Origin of the sequence: Pseudomonas sp. NPDC089396 (assembly GCF_044749545.1) — a bacterium.
GTDB lineage: Bacteria > Pseudomonadota > Gammaproteobacteria > Pseudomonadales > Pseudomonadaceae > Aquipseudomonas.
Map to the genome: position 1 here is coordinate 48,430 of NZ_JBIVIC010000012.1, position 12,938 is coordinate 61,367.

Sequence of the window (12,938 nt, forward strand, 5' to 3'; positions counted from 1 at the left end):
CATAAAGTCCCGTTTTTGGCACAAGTGCGGCCACCCGGCTGGGTTACCATCCTGCGCTACCCATTTGCCACAGGAGTGCCGCCCGTGACCGAGTACAGCGCATTCAAGGTCGAACTGACCGACAACATTGCCCATGTTCAGATCAACCGCCCGGAAAAGATCAATGCGATGAACGCCGCGTTCTGGGAAGAAATCATCGCCATCTTCCAGTGGATCGACGACACCGACGCGGTGCGCGCCGTGGTCATCAGCGGCGCGGGCAAGCACTTCTCCTCGGGCATCGACCTGATGATGCTGGCCTCGCTGGCCGGCCAGATGGGCAAGGACGTCGGCCGCAACGCCCGCCTGCTGCGGCGCACCATCCTGCGCATGCAGGCCTCGTTCAATGCCGTGGACAACTGCCGCAAGCCGGTGCTGGCGGCGATCCAGGGCTACTGCATCGGCGGCGCCATCGACCTGGTCTCGGCCTGCGACATGCGCTACTGCAGTGCCGACGCCCAGTTCTCGATCAAGGAAGTCGACATGGGCATGGCCGCCGATGTCGGCACCCTGCAACGTTTGCCTCGTATCATCGGTGACGGCATCATGCGCGAGCTGGCCTACACCGGGCGCCACGTCGAGGCCGAAGAGGCGTTGCGCATCGGCCTGGTCAACCGGGTCTATGATGATCAGGCCGCCTTGCTCGACGCAGTCTTTGCCATCGCCCGCGAGATTGCCGCAAAATCGCCGATCGCCGTGGCCGGCACCAAGCAGATGCTCAGCTACATGCGTGACCACAGCATCGATGACGGCCTGGACTACATCGCCACCTGGAACGCCGCGATGCTGCAGTCCGAAGACCTGCGCGTGGCCGTGGCGGCGCACATGAGCAAACAGAAACCGACGTTCGCCGACTGACCGGGCCGGGGGACGCAGTCAAGGAACCCCGACATGTCAGCACGCTGGACTACCGCAGTACTCGACCCGCAGATCACCGGGGGCTTGGCCGTCGCCCGCAGCCCGGAAGGGTTTCTGGTGGATGCCAACGGCGCGCTGTTCCCCCGTGACTGGCTCAAGCGCCAGGACCTGGACCTGTTGTGCGAGCACGGCATCGGCCACTTCGACGGCGAGCCGGTGTTCCTGCTCGAACTGCGCAGCGCCAGCGAGCTGCCGGGCTGCAGCTGGCGCGGCTTGCGCGCCTTCATGCTCGAAGGCGACTTCGACACCTTCAAGGTGCTCGGCTACGCCGCACAGATTGGCACCTGGGCCCGCGAGCACCGCTTCTGCGGCAGCTGCGGCGAGCCGATGACGCAGATCCGCTGGGAGCGGGCGATGTACTGCCAGCCTTGCGACCTGCGCAGCTACCCGCGCATCTCGCCGAGCATGATCGTGCTGGTGACCCGTGGTGACGAAATCCTCCTGGCCCGTTCACCCCGCTTCGTCACCGGCGTCTACAGCACCCTGGCAGGCTTCGCCGAACCGGGCGAGTCGGCCGAGGACTGCCTGGTGCGCGAGGTGCGCGAAGAGGTCGCGATCGAGGTGCAGAACATCCAGTACGTGGGCAGCCAGTGCTGGCCCTTCCCGCACTCGATGATGCTGGGCTTCCATGCCGAATACGCCGGCGGCGAGATCGTCATGCAGCCGGACGAGATCGAGGACGCCAAGTGGTTCAGCGTCCACGACCTGCCGCCGCTGCCGGCGGGGCGCTCGATTGCCCGCTACCTGATCGACCTTTATGTGGCCCGCCGCCTAGGCCTGGCCGAACCAGTGCTGCCAAACTAAACGCACGGTCAACGCCAGCACCACGGTGATGAACACCGGGCGGATGAACTTGCTGCCGCCGCTGATCGCCGTGCGTGCGCCGAAGAAGGCGCCGACCATCACCGACAGGCCCATGCACAGGCCGACGATGTAATCCACCTGGCCGGAAATGATGAACACCGTCAGCGCCGCGATGTTGCTGACGAAGTTCATGCTGCGCGCCACGCCGCTGGCGCGGACCAGGTCGATGGGGTAGAGCAGCAGCGTGCTCACGGTCCAGAACGCGCCGGTGCCGGGGCCGGCCACGCCGTCGTAGAAGCCCAGGCTGAAGCCCTGCGGGAACTGCCATTTCTTCTTGATCGGTGCGTCGGCATCCAGCGGCGCCTTGGGCGTGCCGCCGAACAGCAGGTAGAGGCCGCAGGCGAAGACCACCACCGGCAGCATCTTGTTCAGCCACTCGGCCGGCAGGTAGTGGGCGATCGTGGCGCCGAGCAGTGCGCCGAGCAGGGTGGCGAGCAATGCCGGACGCCACTGCGCCGGGTGGAACAGCTTGCGCTTGTAGTAGGTGAAGCCGGCGGTGGCCGAGCCGAATGTCGAGCTGAGCTTGTTGGTGCCCAGCACCAGGTGCGGTGGCATGCCGGCGGTGAGCAGCGCCGGGGTGGTGAGCAGGCCACCTCCGCCAGCGATGGCATCGATGAAACCGGCGACGAAGGCGACCAGGGCGAGGATCAGCAGGGTGAGGGGTTCAACGGTGAGTTCGAAGGGCATTGGGTTCTGGCAGGCTGGGAGGCAGGGGTGCGGCAAACTGCCGCGCTAGGGATGGGCATGGTAATCCTGGGAGGCTTGCGTTGCCAGCGCCGGCCCTATCGCCGGCAAGCCGGCTCCCACAGGTCAGGTCCGGTGGGGTCCCTGTGGGAGCCGGCTTGCCGGCGATAGGGCCGGTACGAACAACCTTCAACTACGGATGAACGCCAGCAAATCCGCATTGATCACATCGGCATGGGTAGTCGGCATGCCATGCGGGAAGCCCTTGTAGGTCTTCAGCGTGCCATTGGGCAGCAGCTTGGCCGACAACGGCCCGGAGTTCTCATAGGGCACGATCTGGTCATCATCGCCATGCATCACCAGCACCGGCTGCTGGATGCGCTTGAGGTCTTCGGTGAAGTCGGTCTGGGAAAACGCCACGATCCCGTCGTAATGGGCCTTGGCACTGCCGATCATGCCTTGTCGCCACCAGTTGCCGATGATGCCTTCCGACGCTTCGACACCCGGCCGGTTGTAGCCATAGAACGGCCCGGCCGGGACATCGCGGTAGAACTGCGCACGGTTGCTGGCCACCTGGGCTTGGAAACCGTCGAACACCGATTTGGGCAGGCCGCCCGGGTTGCCTGGGGTTTGCACCATCAGCGGTGGCACGGCGGCAATCAATACCCCCTTGGCGACTTTGTCGTTCGGGTAGCGGGTCATGTAGCGCACCACCTCGCCACCCCCGGTGGAGTGGCCGACATGCACCGCGCCCTGGGTCCCCAGGTGTGCGACCACGGCGGCCACGTCGTCGGCGTAATGGTCCATGTCATGGCCGTCCCACACCTGGCTGGAGCGCCCATGGCCGCGGCGATCATGGGCGACGACCCGGAAACCCTGGGCGAGGAAGAACAACATCTGCGCGTCCCAGTCGTCGGCGCTCAGTGGCCAGCCGTGGTGGAAGTGGATGACCGGCGCATCGCGCGGGCCCCAGTCCTTGTAGAAGATCTGAACGCCATCCTTCGTTGTTACGTAGCTCATGGTCGCGTCTCCTCTGTTCAGGGGGATTGCCAAGTGAGCTATTGAGAATAGGAGAGATTCTTGTGTTGTCAGTACTGGCCTCATCGCTGGCAAGCCAGCTTCCACAGGTACCCCGCTGGTTTTGAATCCAGTGGGGTACCTGTGGGAGCTGGCTTGCCAGCGATGAGGCCAGAACAGGCACAGGCGCTTTAGACCCGATCGCGCATCCGATACCAGGCCTTGGCCGCAGCCTCAAGTGGTGCGGCCAGCAAATCACCACCGGGGAATCGCCCGTTGTCGATCCCCTGGTACAAACTCAACAGGTCGTCGTCGCCCAGAATCGCATCGCTGACCGCCCGCGCCGCCGCCAGGGTCGGCAGCACGCCATGCCCGGAAAAGCCTTGCAGCCAGTAGCGCTGGCCCTGGCGGCCAACGTCCGGGGTGCGCTGGAAGCTGCAGTCGAGATGCCCGCCCCAGGCGTAATCGATGGCCACGCCGGCCAGTTGCGGGAATACCCGTTCCAGGTAGGGGCGGGTGGCGCTGGCGACATCCTTGGGGATGCCGCCCAGGTAGGTGCAGCCACCGCCGAACAGCAGGCGGTGGTCGGGGGTGAGGCGGAAGTAGTCGGGCACGAACTGGTTGTCGATCACGCAGCTGTTGCGCGGCAGCAGCGAGCGCGCGACCTCCGCCTCCAGCGGCGCGGTGGCCACCTGGTACGAGCCGACCGGCAACAACCGGCGCGACAGGCTGCGGTCGAGGCGGTCGATGTAGGCATTGCAGGCCAGCACCAGCACCTCGCAGCGCACCTCGCCCTGGGCGGTGCGGGCGATATGACCGCTGGCTGTCTGCTGCAGCTCCAGCACCTGGCTCTGCTCGAAGATCCGCCCGCCGTGGGCCTCGATGGTAGTGGCCAGGCCCTGGGCCAGCTTCAGCGGGTTGAGGTGTGCGCCCTTGGCGTCGTACAGCGCGGCCTGGTAGCGCGGGCTGTCGATCCACTGCCCCAGCTCGTCGCGGCCGATCAGGTGCAGGGCGTCATAGCCCCATTTGTGCTCGGCTTCGTGCAAGGCTTCTTCCAGCAGTTTCACCCGACGCGGCAGCACCGCCGTCCACAGGCTACCCAGGCGGTAGTCGATATCGAAGCCATGGCGCAGGGGCAATTCGCGCAGCTCGTCGGCCGCCCAGCACATGCTCTGCCACAGGTGCCGGGTGCGTTCCACGCCCAGGGCCTTTTCCAGCGGCGGCATGTCGCATGACCAGCCCAGCAGGGCCTGGCCACCGTTGCGTCCGGACGCAGCCCAGGCCACGCGACTGGCTTCCAGCAAGGTCACACGTTTACCGGCCAGGGCCAGGCGCAGGGCGGTGTGCAGGCCGCTGAAGCCGGCACCGACGATCAGCACATCGGTGTCGTGAGAAGCTTGCAGGGTGGGGCGCAGAGGGATGCTGGCGGGGTAGGTCTGGGCGTAGTAGCTGGCGACGTGCTGGGCGGATTGCTTGAACATGCCGGGGCCTCGTGAAAATTATTGTGATTATTTTCATGAAAACTTAGCAGGAAAATTTCACGGCGCCAATTCGTTCGTTGTTTGGGGTGATAGATGGGTAGGTCTGCACTGGCCTCATCGCCGGCAAGCCGGCTCCCACAGGTAGCCCACTGTTCTCAGGTCCAGTGGGGCACCTGTGGGAGCCGGCTTGCCGGCGATGAGGCCAGTGCAGGCAAACATCAACTGGAGGCCTTGCGTCGTGGCTGTCTCGGCTTGCTGCCCGCCGTTTTGGCCCCGCTGCCGTCAGCCTTGCCTTTGCCTCCGGGGCGGCGCTTTTTCTTCCACGGCGCCGCCTTGCCCACCGCCGGCCCGCTGATGCTCATGCGCATCCCCCGGCAGCGCTCCACCAGCTTGCCCATCCACGCCGACTGCCGGGCGACGAATTCTTCCAAGCTCATTTCACCGCTTTGCACCATGTCCAGCGCCTGCTCCCAGATGGCGGTGGTACCGGGGTCGGCGATGGCCCGGGGCACGGCGTCGATCAGGCTGAACGCGGCCGGGGTGGCGGCCAGGGCCTTGCCGTTCTTGACCAGGTAGCCGCGGTCGAGCAGGCCCTGGATGATGCTGGCGCGGGTAGCCTCGGTGCCGATACCGGTGGTTTCCTTGAGCTTCTGCTTGAGGCGCGGGTCGTCCACCAACTTGGCCACGTTCTTCATGGCCTTGATCAGGTCGCCTTCGGTGAATGGCTTGGGGGGCTGGGTCCACAGGTCTTTCAGTTGCAGGCTGTGTACCGCGCAGTCCTGGCCCTCGCGCAAGGCGGGCAGCACCTGAGCCGGCGCTGCCTCGCGGCCTTTGGCCGGGGTCAGTGCCTCGGGCAAAGCGCGGCGCCAGCCTGGCTCGACGATCTGCTTGCCCACGGCGCGCAGGGCGTGGCCGGCGCAGTCGAACTCGGCCTGGGTGCGGTCGTACTCATGGTTAGGCAGAAACTGCGCCAGGTAACGCGCGCGGATCAATGTGTACACGGCCTTGTGCTTGGCTGGCAGGCGCGAGGGGTCGCTGGCAGCTGCAGTGGGAATGATGCCGTGGTGGGCGCTGACCTTGGCATCGTTCCAGGCCCGCGAGCGGCGCTGGGGTTCAAGGTGCGCTTGCAATGGCGCGAGACTGGCGTCGGCGCGCTGCAGTGCAGCGAGGATCTCCGGCGCTTCGCTGTGCTGGCTGACCGGCAGGTAACCGCAGTCGCTGCGCGGGTAGGTGATCAGCTTGTGGGTCTCGTAAAGAGACTGGGCGATGTCGAGGGTTTCCTGGGCGCCGAGGCCGAACTTCTTCGAGCACAGCTCCTGCAGGGTGCCAAGGTCGAAGGGCAGCGGCGCGGCCTCGCGCACGCGTTCGGTGACAACCTTGAGCACCCGCGCCGTGCCGGCGTTGCCAATGGCGCTGGCGGCCTGTTGCGCCAGTGCCTGGTTGAGGCAGCGGCCTTGATCGTCGCAGACGTCTTCTGGCGCGCGCCATTGGGCGTTGAAAACCTGGCCGGCCTGTTCCAGTTGCACATCGATGGCCCAGAACGGTACGGGCACGAAGTCGGCGATGCTGCGATCACGGTCTACCACCAGGCGCAGGGTCGGGGTTTGCACCCGCCCCACCGGCAGCACGCCCTGGTAACCGGCCTGGCGGCCAAGCAGGGTGAACAGCCGGCTCATGTTCATGCCGATCAGCCAATCGGCGCGCGAGCGGCCCAGTGCCGAGTGATACAGATTGAAGGTTTCCTGACCGGGCAGCAGGCGCGCCAGCGCCTTGCGGATGGACGCGTCGTCCAGTGCCGACAGCCACAGGCGCTGGATCGGGCCGCGGTAGCGACAGTGCTCGACCAGCTCGCGGGCGATCATCTCGCCCTCGCGGTCGGCGTCGGTGGCGATCACCAGCTCGCGTGCCTCACCGAGCAGGCGCTTGACGGCCTTGAACTGGCTGGCGGTCTTGGGCTTCACCTGCATCTTCCACTTTTCCGGGATGATCGGCAGGTCGGCCAGGTTCCAGCGCTTGTAGCGTTCGTCGTAGCTGTCGGGTGGGGCGGTTTCGAGCAGGTGGCCGATGCACCAGGTCACGCAGACGTCAGTGCCTTGCCAGCAGCCGTCGCCCTTGCGCTGGGCGCCGAGGACTTTGGCGATGTCTTTTGCCTGGGAGGGTTTTTCGCAGAGGAACAGGCGCATGGCCGCAAATGCTTCATCGGGAATGATGGGCACTAGGATGCGCAAGCGGGGGCGCAGAGGCAAGTTTTATCTGGATGGATGTACAGGTTTTTCTGGTCTGGATGTTTTGTCTGCGCCGGCCTCATCGCCGGCAAGCCGGCTCCTACAGGGGGCCTGTGGGAGCCGGCTTGCCGGCGATGGGGTCAACGCGGATGGATCAGGCGAACTCGCAGGAGTCGCGCACCATGTCCACGTGCGGGATACCGGCTTCCAGGAACTCTTCGCTGACTACGCGAAAGCCAAGGCGCTCATAGAACGGTGTGGCATGCACCTGGGCGCTGAGCATCTGCTGCTTGAGGTCGCGATTCTGCGCCTCGACGATGACCGCATTGACCAGTGCATCGCCAACCTTCAGCCCGCGCCAGTCCTTGAGGACCGAGATGCGCCCGATGGTGCCGTCCGCCAGCAGGCGCGCGGTGCCGATCGGGTAATCACCTTCCAGGGCCAGGAAGTGCAGGGCCTCCTGGTCTTCCGAGTCGAATTCGAGCTCCGGCGGAATGTGCTGTTCGGCGACGAAAACGGCTTCGCGGATGCGGCGGATGTCGGCGTTGTCTTTCTGCCAGTCGGCGAGGCGCACACGAATCTTATTCATTGGCGAATCCCAGGCTCCCTTGGTTGATCAGTTGCTGTACCAGCATAAGGCCATCTTCATCCTGCAGCCATTCGCCGAGGTTGTCGATGTGCAAGGCGTCGGCGGCGCAGACCAGCTTCAGCAGTTCGCGCAGCTTGGCTGGCAGCGGGCAGCTGCGACCGCTGGCGAACAGCATCAGGTCGTCGTTGAGCTCGGACCAGGCCATGCGCGCGCTTGGGTTGCGGATCAGGATCGCGCCATCTTCGAGGGCTTCGATCAGCTCTTCCTCGCTCAGTTCTTCACCGACGACCTGCTCCGGGTAACGCGGCTCGGTCATGAACTGGCCGAACCAGGTCAACAGCAGGTCCTTGTCGCCCATGTGCTTGTCGAGCAGCGCCTTGAGGCGGTCGAGGGCATCGTGCTGGATCTGGTGTGGATCGCTGACCGGCTGGGCATCGGCGTCGCTGTAGCGCTCTTCGTCCGGCAGGAACTGGCCGAGGAAGTCGGTGAAGTGGGTCAGCACTTCGGCCGCGCTCGGCGCGCGGAAGCCGACCGAGTAGGTCAGGCAGTCGTCGACGGCCACGCCGTAGTGGGCCAGGCGCGGTGGCAGGTAGAGCATGTCGCCAGGCTCCAGGGTCCATTCGCCGCTCTGTTCGAATTCGGCGAGGATGCGCAGGTCGGCGTGGGGCAGCAGCGGGCTGTCGCTGTTGCACATCTGGCCGATCTTCCAGTTGCGCTTGCCGTGGCCTTGCAGCAGGAACACGTCGTAGTTGTCGAAGTGCGGGCCGACGCTACCACCTGGGGTGGCGAAACTGATCATCACGTCGTCGATGCGCCAGCTCGGCAGGAAACGGAACTGCTCCAGCAGCTCGGCCACTTCCGGCACGAATTGGTCTACGGCCTGAACGAGCAGGGTCCAGTCCTGCTCCGGCAGTTCGGCGAAGGTGTCTTCGTTGAACGGGCCGCGGCGCAGTTCCCATGGGTGGGCGCCGTGCTCGAGCACGATGCGCGACTCGACTTCCTCTTCCAGGGCCAGGCCGGCCAGTTCGTCGGGGTCGATCGGGCTTTCGAAGTCCGGGAAAGCCTGGCGCACCAGCAGCGGCTTCTTCTGCCAGTAGTCGCGCATGAATTCGCGGGCCGAGATGCCGCCGAGCAGCTGAAGTGGAGTATCAGGATTCATGTTCAACCTATTGAAAAAACGTAATTTTCGTCCGGGAATAAAAACGCCCGGCGAGGCCGGGCGTTGAACGCGACAGTCAGCTTAGATGCGTTTGGCCTGTGCTGCCGCGTTGCCGATGTAGCTGGCAGGGGTCAGCAGCTTGAGTTCGGCCTTGGCTTCGGCTGGCATGTCCAAGCCGTCGATGAAGGTCAGCAGCGCTTCAGGGGTGATGCCCTTGCCACGGGTCAGCTCCTTGAGCTTCTCGTAGGGGTTCTCGATGTTGAAGCGGCGCATGACGGTCTGGATCGGCTCGGCCAGCACTTCCCAGCAGGCGTCCAGGTCGGCGGCGATACGTGCGGTGTTGACTTCCAGCTTGCCGATGCCTTTGAGGCTGGCTTCGTAGGCGATGACGCTGTGGGCGAAGCCCACGCCCAGGTTGCGCAGCACGGTGGAGTCGGTCAGGTCACGCTGCCAGCGCGAGATCGGCAGCTTGCTGGCCAGGTGCTGGAGCAGCGCGTTGGCGATACCCAGGTTGCCTTCGGAGTTCTCGAAGTCGATCGGGTTGACCTTGTGCGGCATGGTCGACGAGCCGATTTCGCCAGCGACGGTCTTCTGCTTGAAGTAGCCCAGCGAGATGTAGCCCCAGACGTCGCGGTCGAAGTCGATGAGGACGGTGTTGAAGCGGGCGACGGCGTCGAACAGCTCGGCGATGTAGTCGTGCGGTTCGATCTGGGTGGTGTAGGGGTTGAACACCAGGCCCAGCTCGTCTTCGATGAAGGCGCGGGCGTTGGCTTCCCAGTCGATCTGCGAGTAGGCCGACAGGTGGGCGTTGTAGTTGCCCACGGCGCCGTTGATCTTGCCCAGCAGCGGTACGGCGGCAACCTGGGCGATCTGACGCTCCAGGCGGTACACGACGTTGGCCAGTTCTTTGCCCAGGGTGGTCGGCGAAGCCGGCTGGCCGTGGGTGCGCGACAGCATCGGCACGTCGGCGTGGGCGTGGGCCAGGGCGCGGATGGATTCGGCGATCTGGCGCATCAGCGGCAGCAGCACGTCGTCACGACCCGCGCGCAGCATCAGGGCGTGGGACAGGTTGTTGATGTCCTCGCTGGTGCAGGCGAAGTGGATGAACTCGCTGACCTTGGCCAGCTCAGGCAGCTGGGCGGCCTGCTCCTTGAGGAGGTATTCGATCGCCTTGACGTCGTGGTTGGTGGTGCGCTCGATTTCCTTGACGCGTTCGGCGTGCTCGAGCTTGAAGTCGGTGGCCAGGCTGTCCAGCAGGGCGTTGGCTTCGGCGGAGAACGCCGGCACTTCGCCGATCTGCGGGTGAGCGGCCAGGCGCTGCAGCCAGCGCACTTCGACCAGGGCGCGGAAACGGATCAGGCCGAATTCGCTGAAGATGGGGCGCAAGGCCTGGGTTTTGCCGGCGTAACGGCCGTCAACAGGGGAAACCGCAGTGAGCGAAGAAAGCTGCATGGGGTGTTCTCGGACAGTCAGGCTTTTGGAAGGGCGCATATCATACATGAAAAATGCCTGTAGGAGCGGCCTTGCGTCGCGAAAGGGCTGCGAAGCAGCCCCGGCAATTTGTGTGCATGCTCAGACCCTGGGGCCGCGTTGCGGCCCTTTCGCGACGCAAGGCCGCTCCTACAAAGTTTGTGCGCATTTCTCAGGAGGCGTTGCGCATCATGTCGTACAGCTCGTTGAGCAACTTGCGCCGGCTGAACACCAGCTGCCAGCGGTGCCCGCCCAGTTGGCGCCACAGGCGCGCAGCGCGGATGCCGGAGAGCAGCAGGGCGCGGATCTTCGAGGCGTTGCTGGCCTGCTGCAGGAAGCGCATGTCGCCATGCACCTGGATGCGCTGGCGCAGGGTGCTCAGGGTGTCCTGGTACAAGGCTCCACTGGAGGCGATGACGTTTTCGTGAACCAGGCCAAAATGCTCGGCCTGCGACTGGATCTGCGGCAGGCGATTGCCGATGGTGTCGAGCAGGTCGCCGCGCTTGTTCAGTTGGCGCTCCAGGCCCAGCATCGACAGGGCATAGCGCAGCGGTTCGCGCTGCAGGCTGTTGGGGTCGCGCTCCAGGGCGCCGACCAGCGCGCGGTAGCCGTCGCGCAGGTTCAGGTCGTCGCCGCCGAACACTTCCAGGGTGTCTTTCGGGTCGCGGACCAGCAGGCTGCCCAGCATGCAGCCGATGTTGGCCTCGCTGGCCTGGCCGGTGCGGGCGATGCGGTCGACCAGCACGGCGGCCTGGAATACTCCGCCCAGGGCAATCAATTGCTCCTGCAGGTTGCTCATGCGCGCGGGCTCCACGGCTCGGCGGTTTCGATCACACCGCCGCCCAGGCACACCTCGCCGTCATAGAACACCACCGACTGGCCCGGGGTCACGGCGCGCTGCGGCTCGTCGAACACGGCGCGGTAGCCCGTTTCAGTCAACTCCAGGGTGCATTGCTGGTCGCTCTGGCGGTAGCGCACCTTGGCGGTCAGCTTGCGCGGGCTGCTCAGGTCGATCGGGTTGACCCAGAAGATTTCCGAGGCGAGCAGGGCGCGGGAGAACAGCCAAGGGTGTTCGTTGCCCTGGCCGACCACCAGCACGTTGCGGGTCAGGTCCTTGTGCAGCACGTACCACGGCTCGTCGCCGGCGTCCTTCAGGCCGCCGATGCCAAGGCCCTGGCGCTGGCCGATGGTGTGGTACATCAGGCCGTGGTGGCGGCCGATCACTTCGCCTTCGGTGGTTTCGATGTTGCCCGGCTGGGCCGGCAGGTACTGCTTGAGGAAGTCGCTGAAGCGGCGTTCGCCAATGAAGCAGATACCGGTGGAATCCTTCTTCTTGGCGGTGGCCAGGCCGTGTTTTTCGGCGATGGCGCGCACTTCGGGCTTTTCAAGCTCGCCGACCGGGAACAGGGTGCGGGCGATTTCCTTGCCGCCGACGGCATGCAGGAAATAGCTCTGGTCCTTGTTCGGGTCCAGGCCCTTGAGCAGTTCGGTGAGCTCGCCGGTGTCGCGGCGGCGCACGTAGTGGCCGGTGGCGATCAGGTCGGCACCCAGCGACAGGGCGTACTCGAGGAATGCCTTGAACTTGATTTCGCGGTTGCAGAGGATGTCCGGGTTCGGCGTGCGGCCGGCCTTGTATTCCTCGAGGAAGTGCTCGAACACGTTGTCCCAGTACTCGGCGGCGAAGTTGGCGGTGTGCAGCTTGATGCCGATGCGGTCGCACACGGCCTGGGCGTCGGCCAGGTCTTCACGCGCGGTGCAGTACTCGGTGCCGTCGTCCTCTTCCCAGTTCTTCATGAACAGCCCTTCCACCTGGTAGCCCTGCTCCATGAGCAGAAGGGCGGAGACGGAAGAGTCCACGCCGCCGGACATGCCGACGATGACGCGGGTCTTGGCGGGGTCTTTGAGTGCTGGGCTGGTCATGGTTACCGATGTGTATCAAGGGGGAAAAACGCCGATTCTATCAAACCCGGGGCGGCGCGTCAGTCGCGCAGCAGATCGAGGCTGTGCAAGGGGCCTTTGAGGTAGTCGTCCAGGCAGCGTGGCACCAGCTCGCTGCGCCAGCGGGTGGGGTCGGCCAGCAGTTCTTCGTGGGTCAGCCAGACGGCGCGGACGATGTCGCTGTCCAGGGCCAGGTCGGCGTGGTGGCGCACGGGGCGGGCGGCGAAGCAGATGCGCTGGTAGGTCACGCCGTTGCTGGGGGCGGTGTAGAGGTAGATGCCGACCACGCCGGTGAGCTCGACTTCCCAGGCAGTTTCTTCGAGGGTTTCGCGCAGGGCGGCCTGGGGCAGGGTTTCGAAGGGTTCGAGGTGGCCGGCGGGCTGGTTGAAGACGTGCTGGCCGGCCTTGAATTCTTCGACGAGCAGGAACTTGCCTTGGTGTTCGACGATGGTGGCGACGGTGATGTGGGGTTGCCAGGTCATTTGTGTGTCCTTGGATCGCGGGGGCCGCTTTGCGGCCCAATCGCTGGCAAGCCAGCTCCCACAGGTACAGCA

General features: G+C 65.2%; 12 protein-coding genes. 2 read left to right on the forward strand and 10 right to left on the reverse strand.

The window, feature by feature from the left end; genetic code table 11:
• Positions 1-84: 84 nt before the first annotated feature.
• Together ACIPZB_RS20605 and nudC are read left to right on the forward strand one after the other, a co-directional pair.
• Complete coding sequence (locus ACIPZB_RS20605) at positions 85-897, forward strand: crotonase/enoyl-CoA hydratase family protein (protein ID WP_400642400.1); 813 nt, start codon at positions 85-87, stop codon at positions 895-897.
• 33 nt (positions 898-930) lie between these two features.
• A complete protein-coding gene (gene nudC, locus ACIPZB_RS20610; protein ID WP_400642402.1) occupies positions 931-1,761 on the forward strand; it encodes an NAD(+) diphosphatase in 831 nt (276 codons plus the stop codon).
• Here nudC and ACIPZB_RS20615 read toward each other — a convergent pair.
• From ACIPZB_RS20615 to ACIPZB_RS20660, 10 genes are all read right to left on the reverse strand, one after another.
• Positions 1,729-2,508, reverse strand: coding sequence for a TSUP family transporter (locus ACIPZB_RS20615; RefSeq protein ID WP_008094609.1), 780 nt, complete (start codon positions 2,506-2,508; stop codon positions 1,729-1,731). The two genes, nudC and ACIPZB_RS20615, sit on opposite strands and share 33 nt — an antisense overlap.
• Positions 2,509-2,694: 186 nt before the next feature.
• Positions 2,695-3,525: an alpha/beta fold hydrolase gene (locus ACIPZB_RS20620; RefSeq protein ID WP_400642403.1), complete on the reverse strand. Its 831-nt coding sequence runs from the start codon at positions 3,523-3,525 to the stop codon at positions 2,695-2,697.
• 188 nt (positions 3,526-3,713) lie between these two features.
• The gene (locus ACIPZB_RS20625) at positions 3,714-5,003 is read right to left on the reverse strand and encodes an NAD(P)/FAD-dependent oxidoreductase (RefSeq protein ID WP_400642404.1); all 1,290 of its coding nucleotides are present in this window, start codon (positions 5,001-5,003) and stop codon (positions 3,714-3,716) included.
• Positions 5,004-5,221: 218 nt separating this feature from the next.
• The gene (locus ACIPZB_RS20630) at positions 5,222-7,186 is read right to left on the reverse strand and encodes a DNA topoisomerase III (protein ID WP_400642405.1); all 1,965 of its coding nucleotides are present in this window, start codon (positions 7,184-7,186) and stop codon (positions 5,222-5,224) included.
• A gap of 196 nt (positions 7,187-7,382) precedes the next feature.
• Positions 7,383-7,817, reverse strand: coding sequence for a GNAT family N-acetyltransferase (locus tag ACIPZB_RS20635; RefSeq protein ID WP_008092882.1), 435 nt, complete (start codon positions 7,815-7,817; stop codon positions 7,383-7,385).
• The gene (locus ACIPZB_RS20640; RefSeq protein WP_400642406.1) at positions 7,810-8,976 is read right to left on the reverse strand and encodes a JmjC domain-containing protein; all 1,167 of its coding nucleotides are present in this window, start codon (positions 8,974-8,976) and stop codon (positions 7,810-7,812) included. The genes ACIPZB_RS20635 and ACIPZB_RS20640 overlap by 8 nt, the downstream gene beginning before the upstream one ends.
• A gap of 81 nt (positions 8,977-9,057) precedes the next feature.
• Entirely contained in the window at positions 9,058-10,428 is a 1,371-nt protein-coding gene (gene purB, locus ACIPZB_RS20645) for an adenylosuccinate lyase (RefSeq protein WP_400642407.1), read from the reverse strand.
• A gap of 190 nt (positions 10,429-10,618) precedes the next feature.
• Positions 10,619-11,245 (reverse strand): high frequency lysogenization protein HflD, encoded by a 627-nt coding sequence (gene hflD / locus ACIPZB_RS20650; protein ID WP_400642408.1) that lies wholly within the window; start codon positions 11,243-11,245, stop codon positions 10,619-10,621.
• Positions 11,242-12,366 (reverse strand): tRNA 2-thiouridine(34) synthase MnmA, encoded by a 1,125-nt coding sequence (mnmA, locus tag ACIPZB_RS20655; protein ID WP_008097754.1) that lies wholly within the window; start codon positions 12,364-12,366, stop codon positions 11,242-11,244. The genes hflD and mnmA overlap by 4 nt, the downstream gene beginning before the upstream one ends.
• Before the next feature lie 59 nt (positions 12,367-12,425).
• On the reverse strand, positions 12,426-12,866 hold the full coding sequence (locus ACIPZB_RS20660) for an NUDIX hydrolase (protein ID WP_400642409.1): 441 nt from the start codon (positions 12,864-12,866) through the stop codon (positions 12,426-12,428).
• Positions 12,867-12,938 lie beyond the last annotated feature (72 nt).

What these genes read in the sequence shown, in the direction of transcription:
- hflD (WP_400642408.1), bottom strand. Translation starts at nt 11,245, where the DNA reads ATGAGCAACCTGCAGGAGCAATTGATTGCCCTGGGCGGAGTATTCCAG.
- nudC (WP_400642402.1), top strand. Translation starts at nt 931, where the DNA reads ATGTCAGCACGCTGGACTACCGCAGTACTCGACCCGCAGATCACCGGG.
- ACIPZB_RS20640 (WP_400642406.1), bottom strand. Translation starts at nt 8,976, where the DNA reads ATGAATCCTGATACTCCACTTCAGCTGCTCGGCGGCATCTCGGCCCGC.
- purB (WP_400642407.1), bottom strand. Translation starts at nt 10,428, where the DNA reads ATGCAGCTTTCTTCGCTCACTGCGGTTTCCCCTGTTGACGGCCGTTAC.
- ACIPZB_RS20630 (WP_400642405.1), bottom strand. Translation starts at nt 7,186, where the DNA reads ATGCGCCTGTTCCTCTGCGAAAAACCCTCCCAGGCAAAAGACATCGCC.
- ACIPZB_RS20620 (WP_400642403.1), bottom strand. Translation starts at nt 3,525, where the DNA reads ATGAGCTACGTAACAACGAAGGATGGCGTTCAGATCTTCTACAAGGAC.
- ACIPZB_RS20615 (WP_008094609.1), bottom strand. Translation starts at nt 2,508, where the DNA reads ATGCCCTTCGAACTCACCGTTGAACCCCTCACCCTGCTGATCCTCGCC.
- ACIPZB_RS20660 (WP_400642409.1), bottom strand. Translation starts at nt 12,866, where the DNA reads ATGACCTGGCAACCCCACATCACCGTCGCCACCATCGTCGAACACCAA.
- ACIPZB_RS20635 (WP_008092882.1), bottom strand. Translation starts at nt 7,817, where the DNA reads ATGAATAAGATTCGTGTGCGCCTCGCCGACTGGCAGAAAGACAACGCC.
- ACIPZB_RS20625 (WP_400642404.1), bottom strand. Translation starts at nt 5,003, where the DNA reads ATGTTCAAGCAATCCGCCCAGCACGTCGCCAGCTACTACGCCCAGACC.
- mnmA (WP_008097754.1), bottom strand. Translation starts at nt 12,366, where the DNA reads ATGACCAGCCCAGCACTCAAAGACCCCGCCAAGACCCGCGTCATCGTC.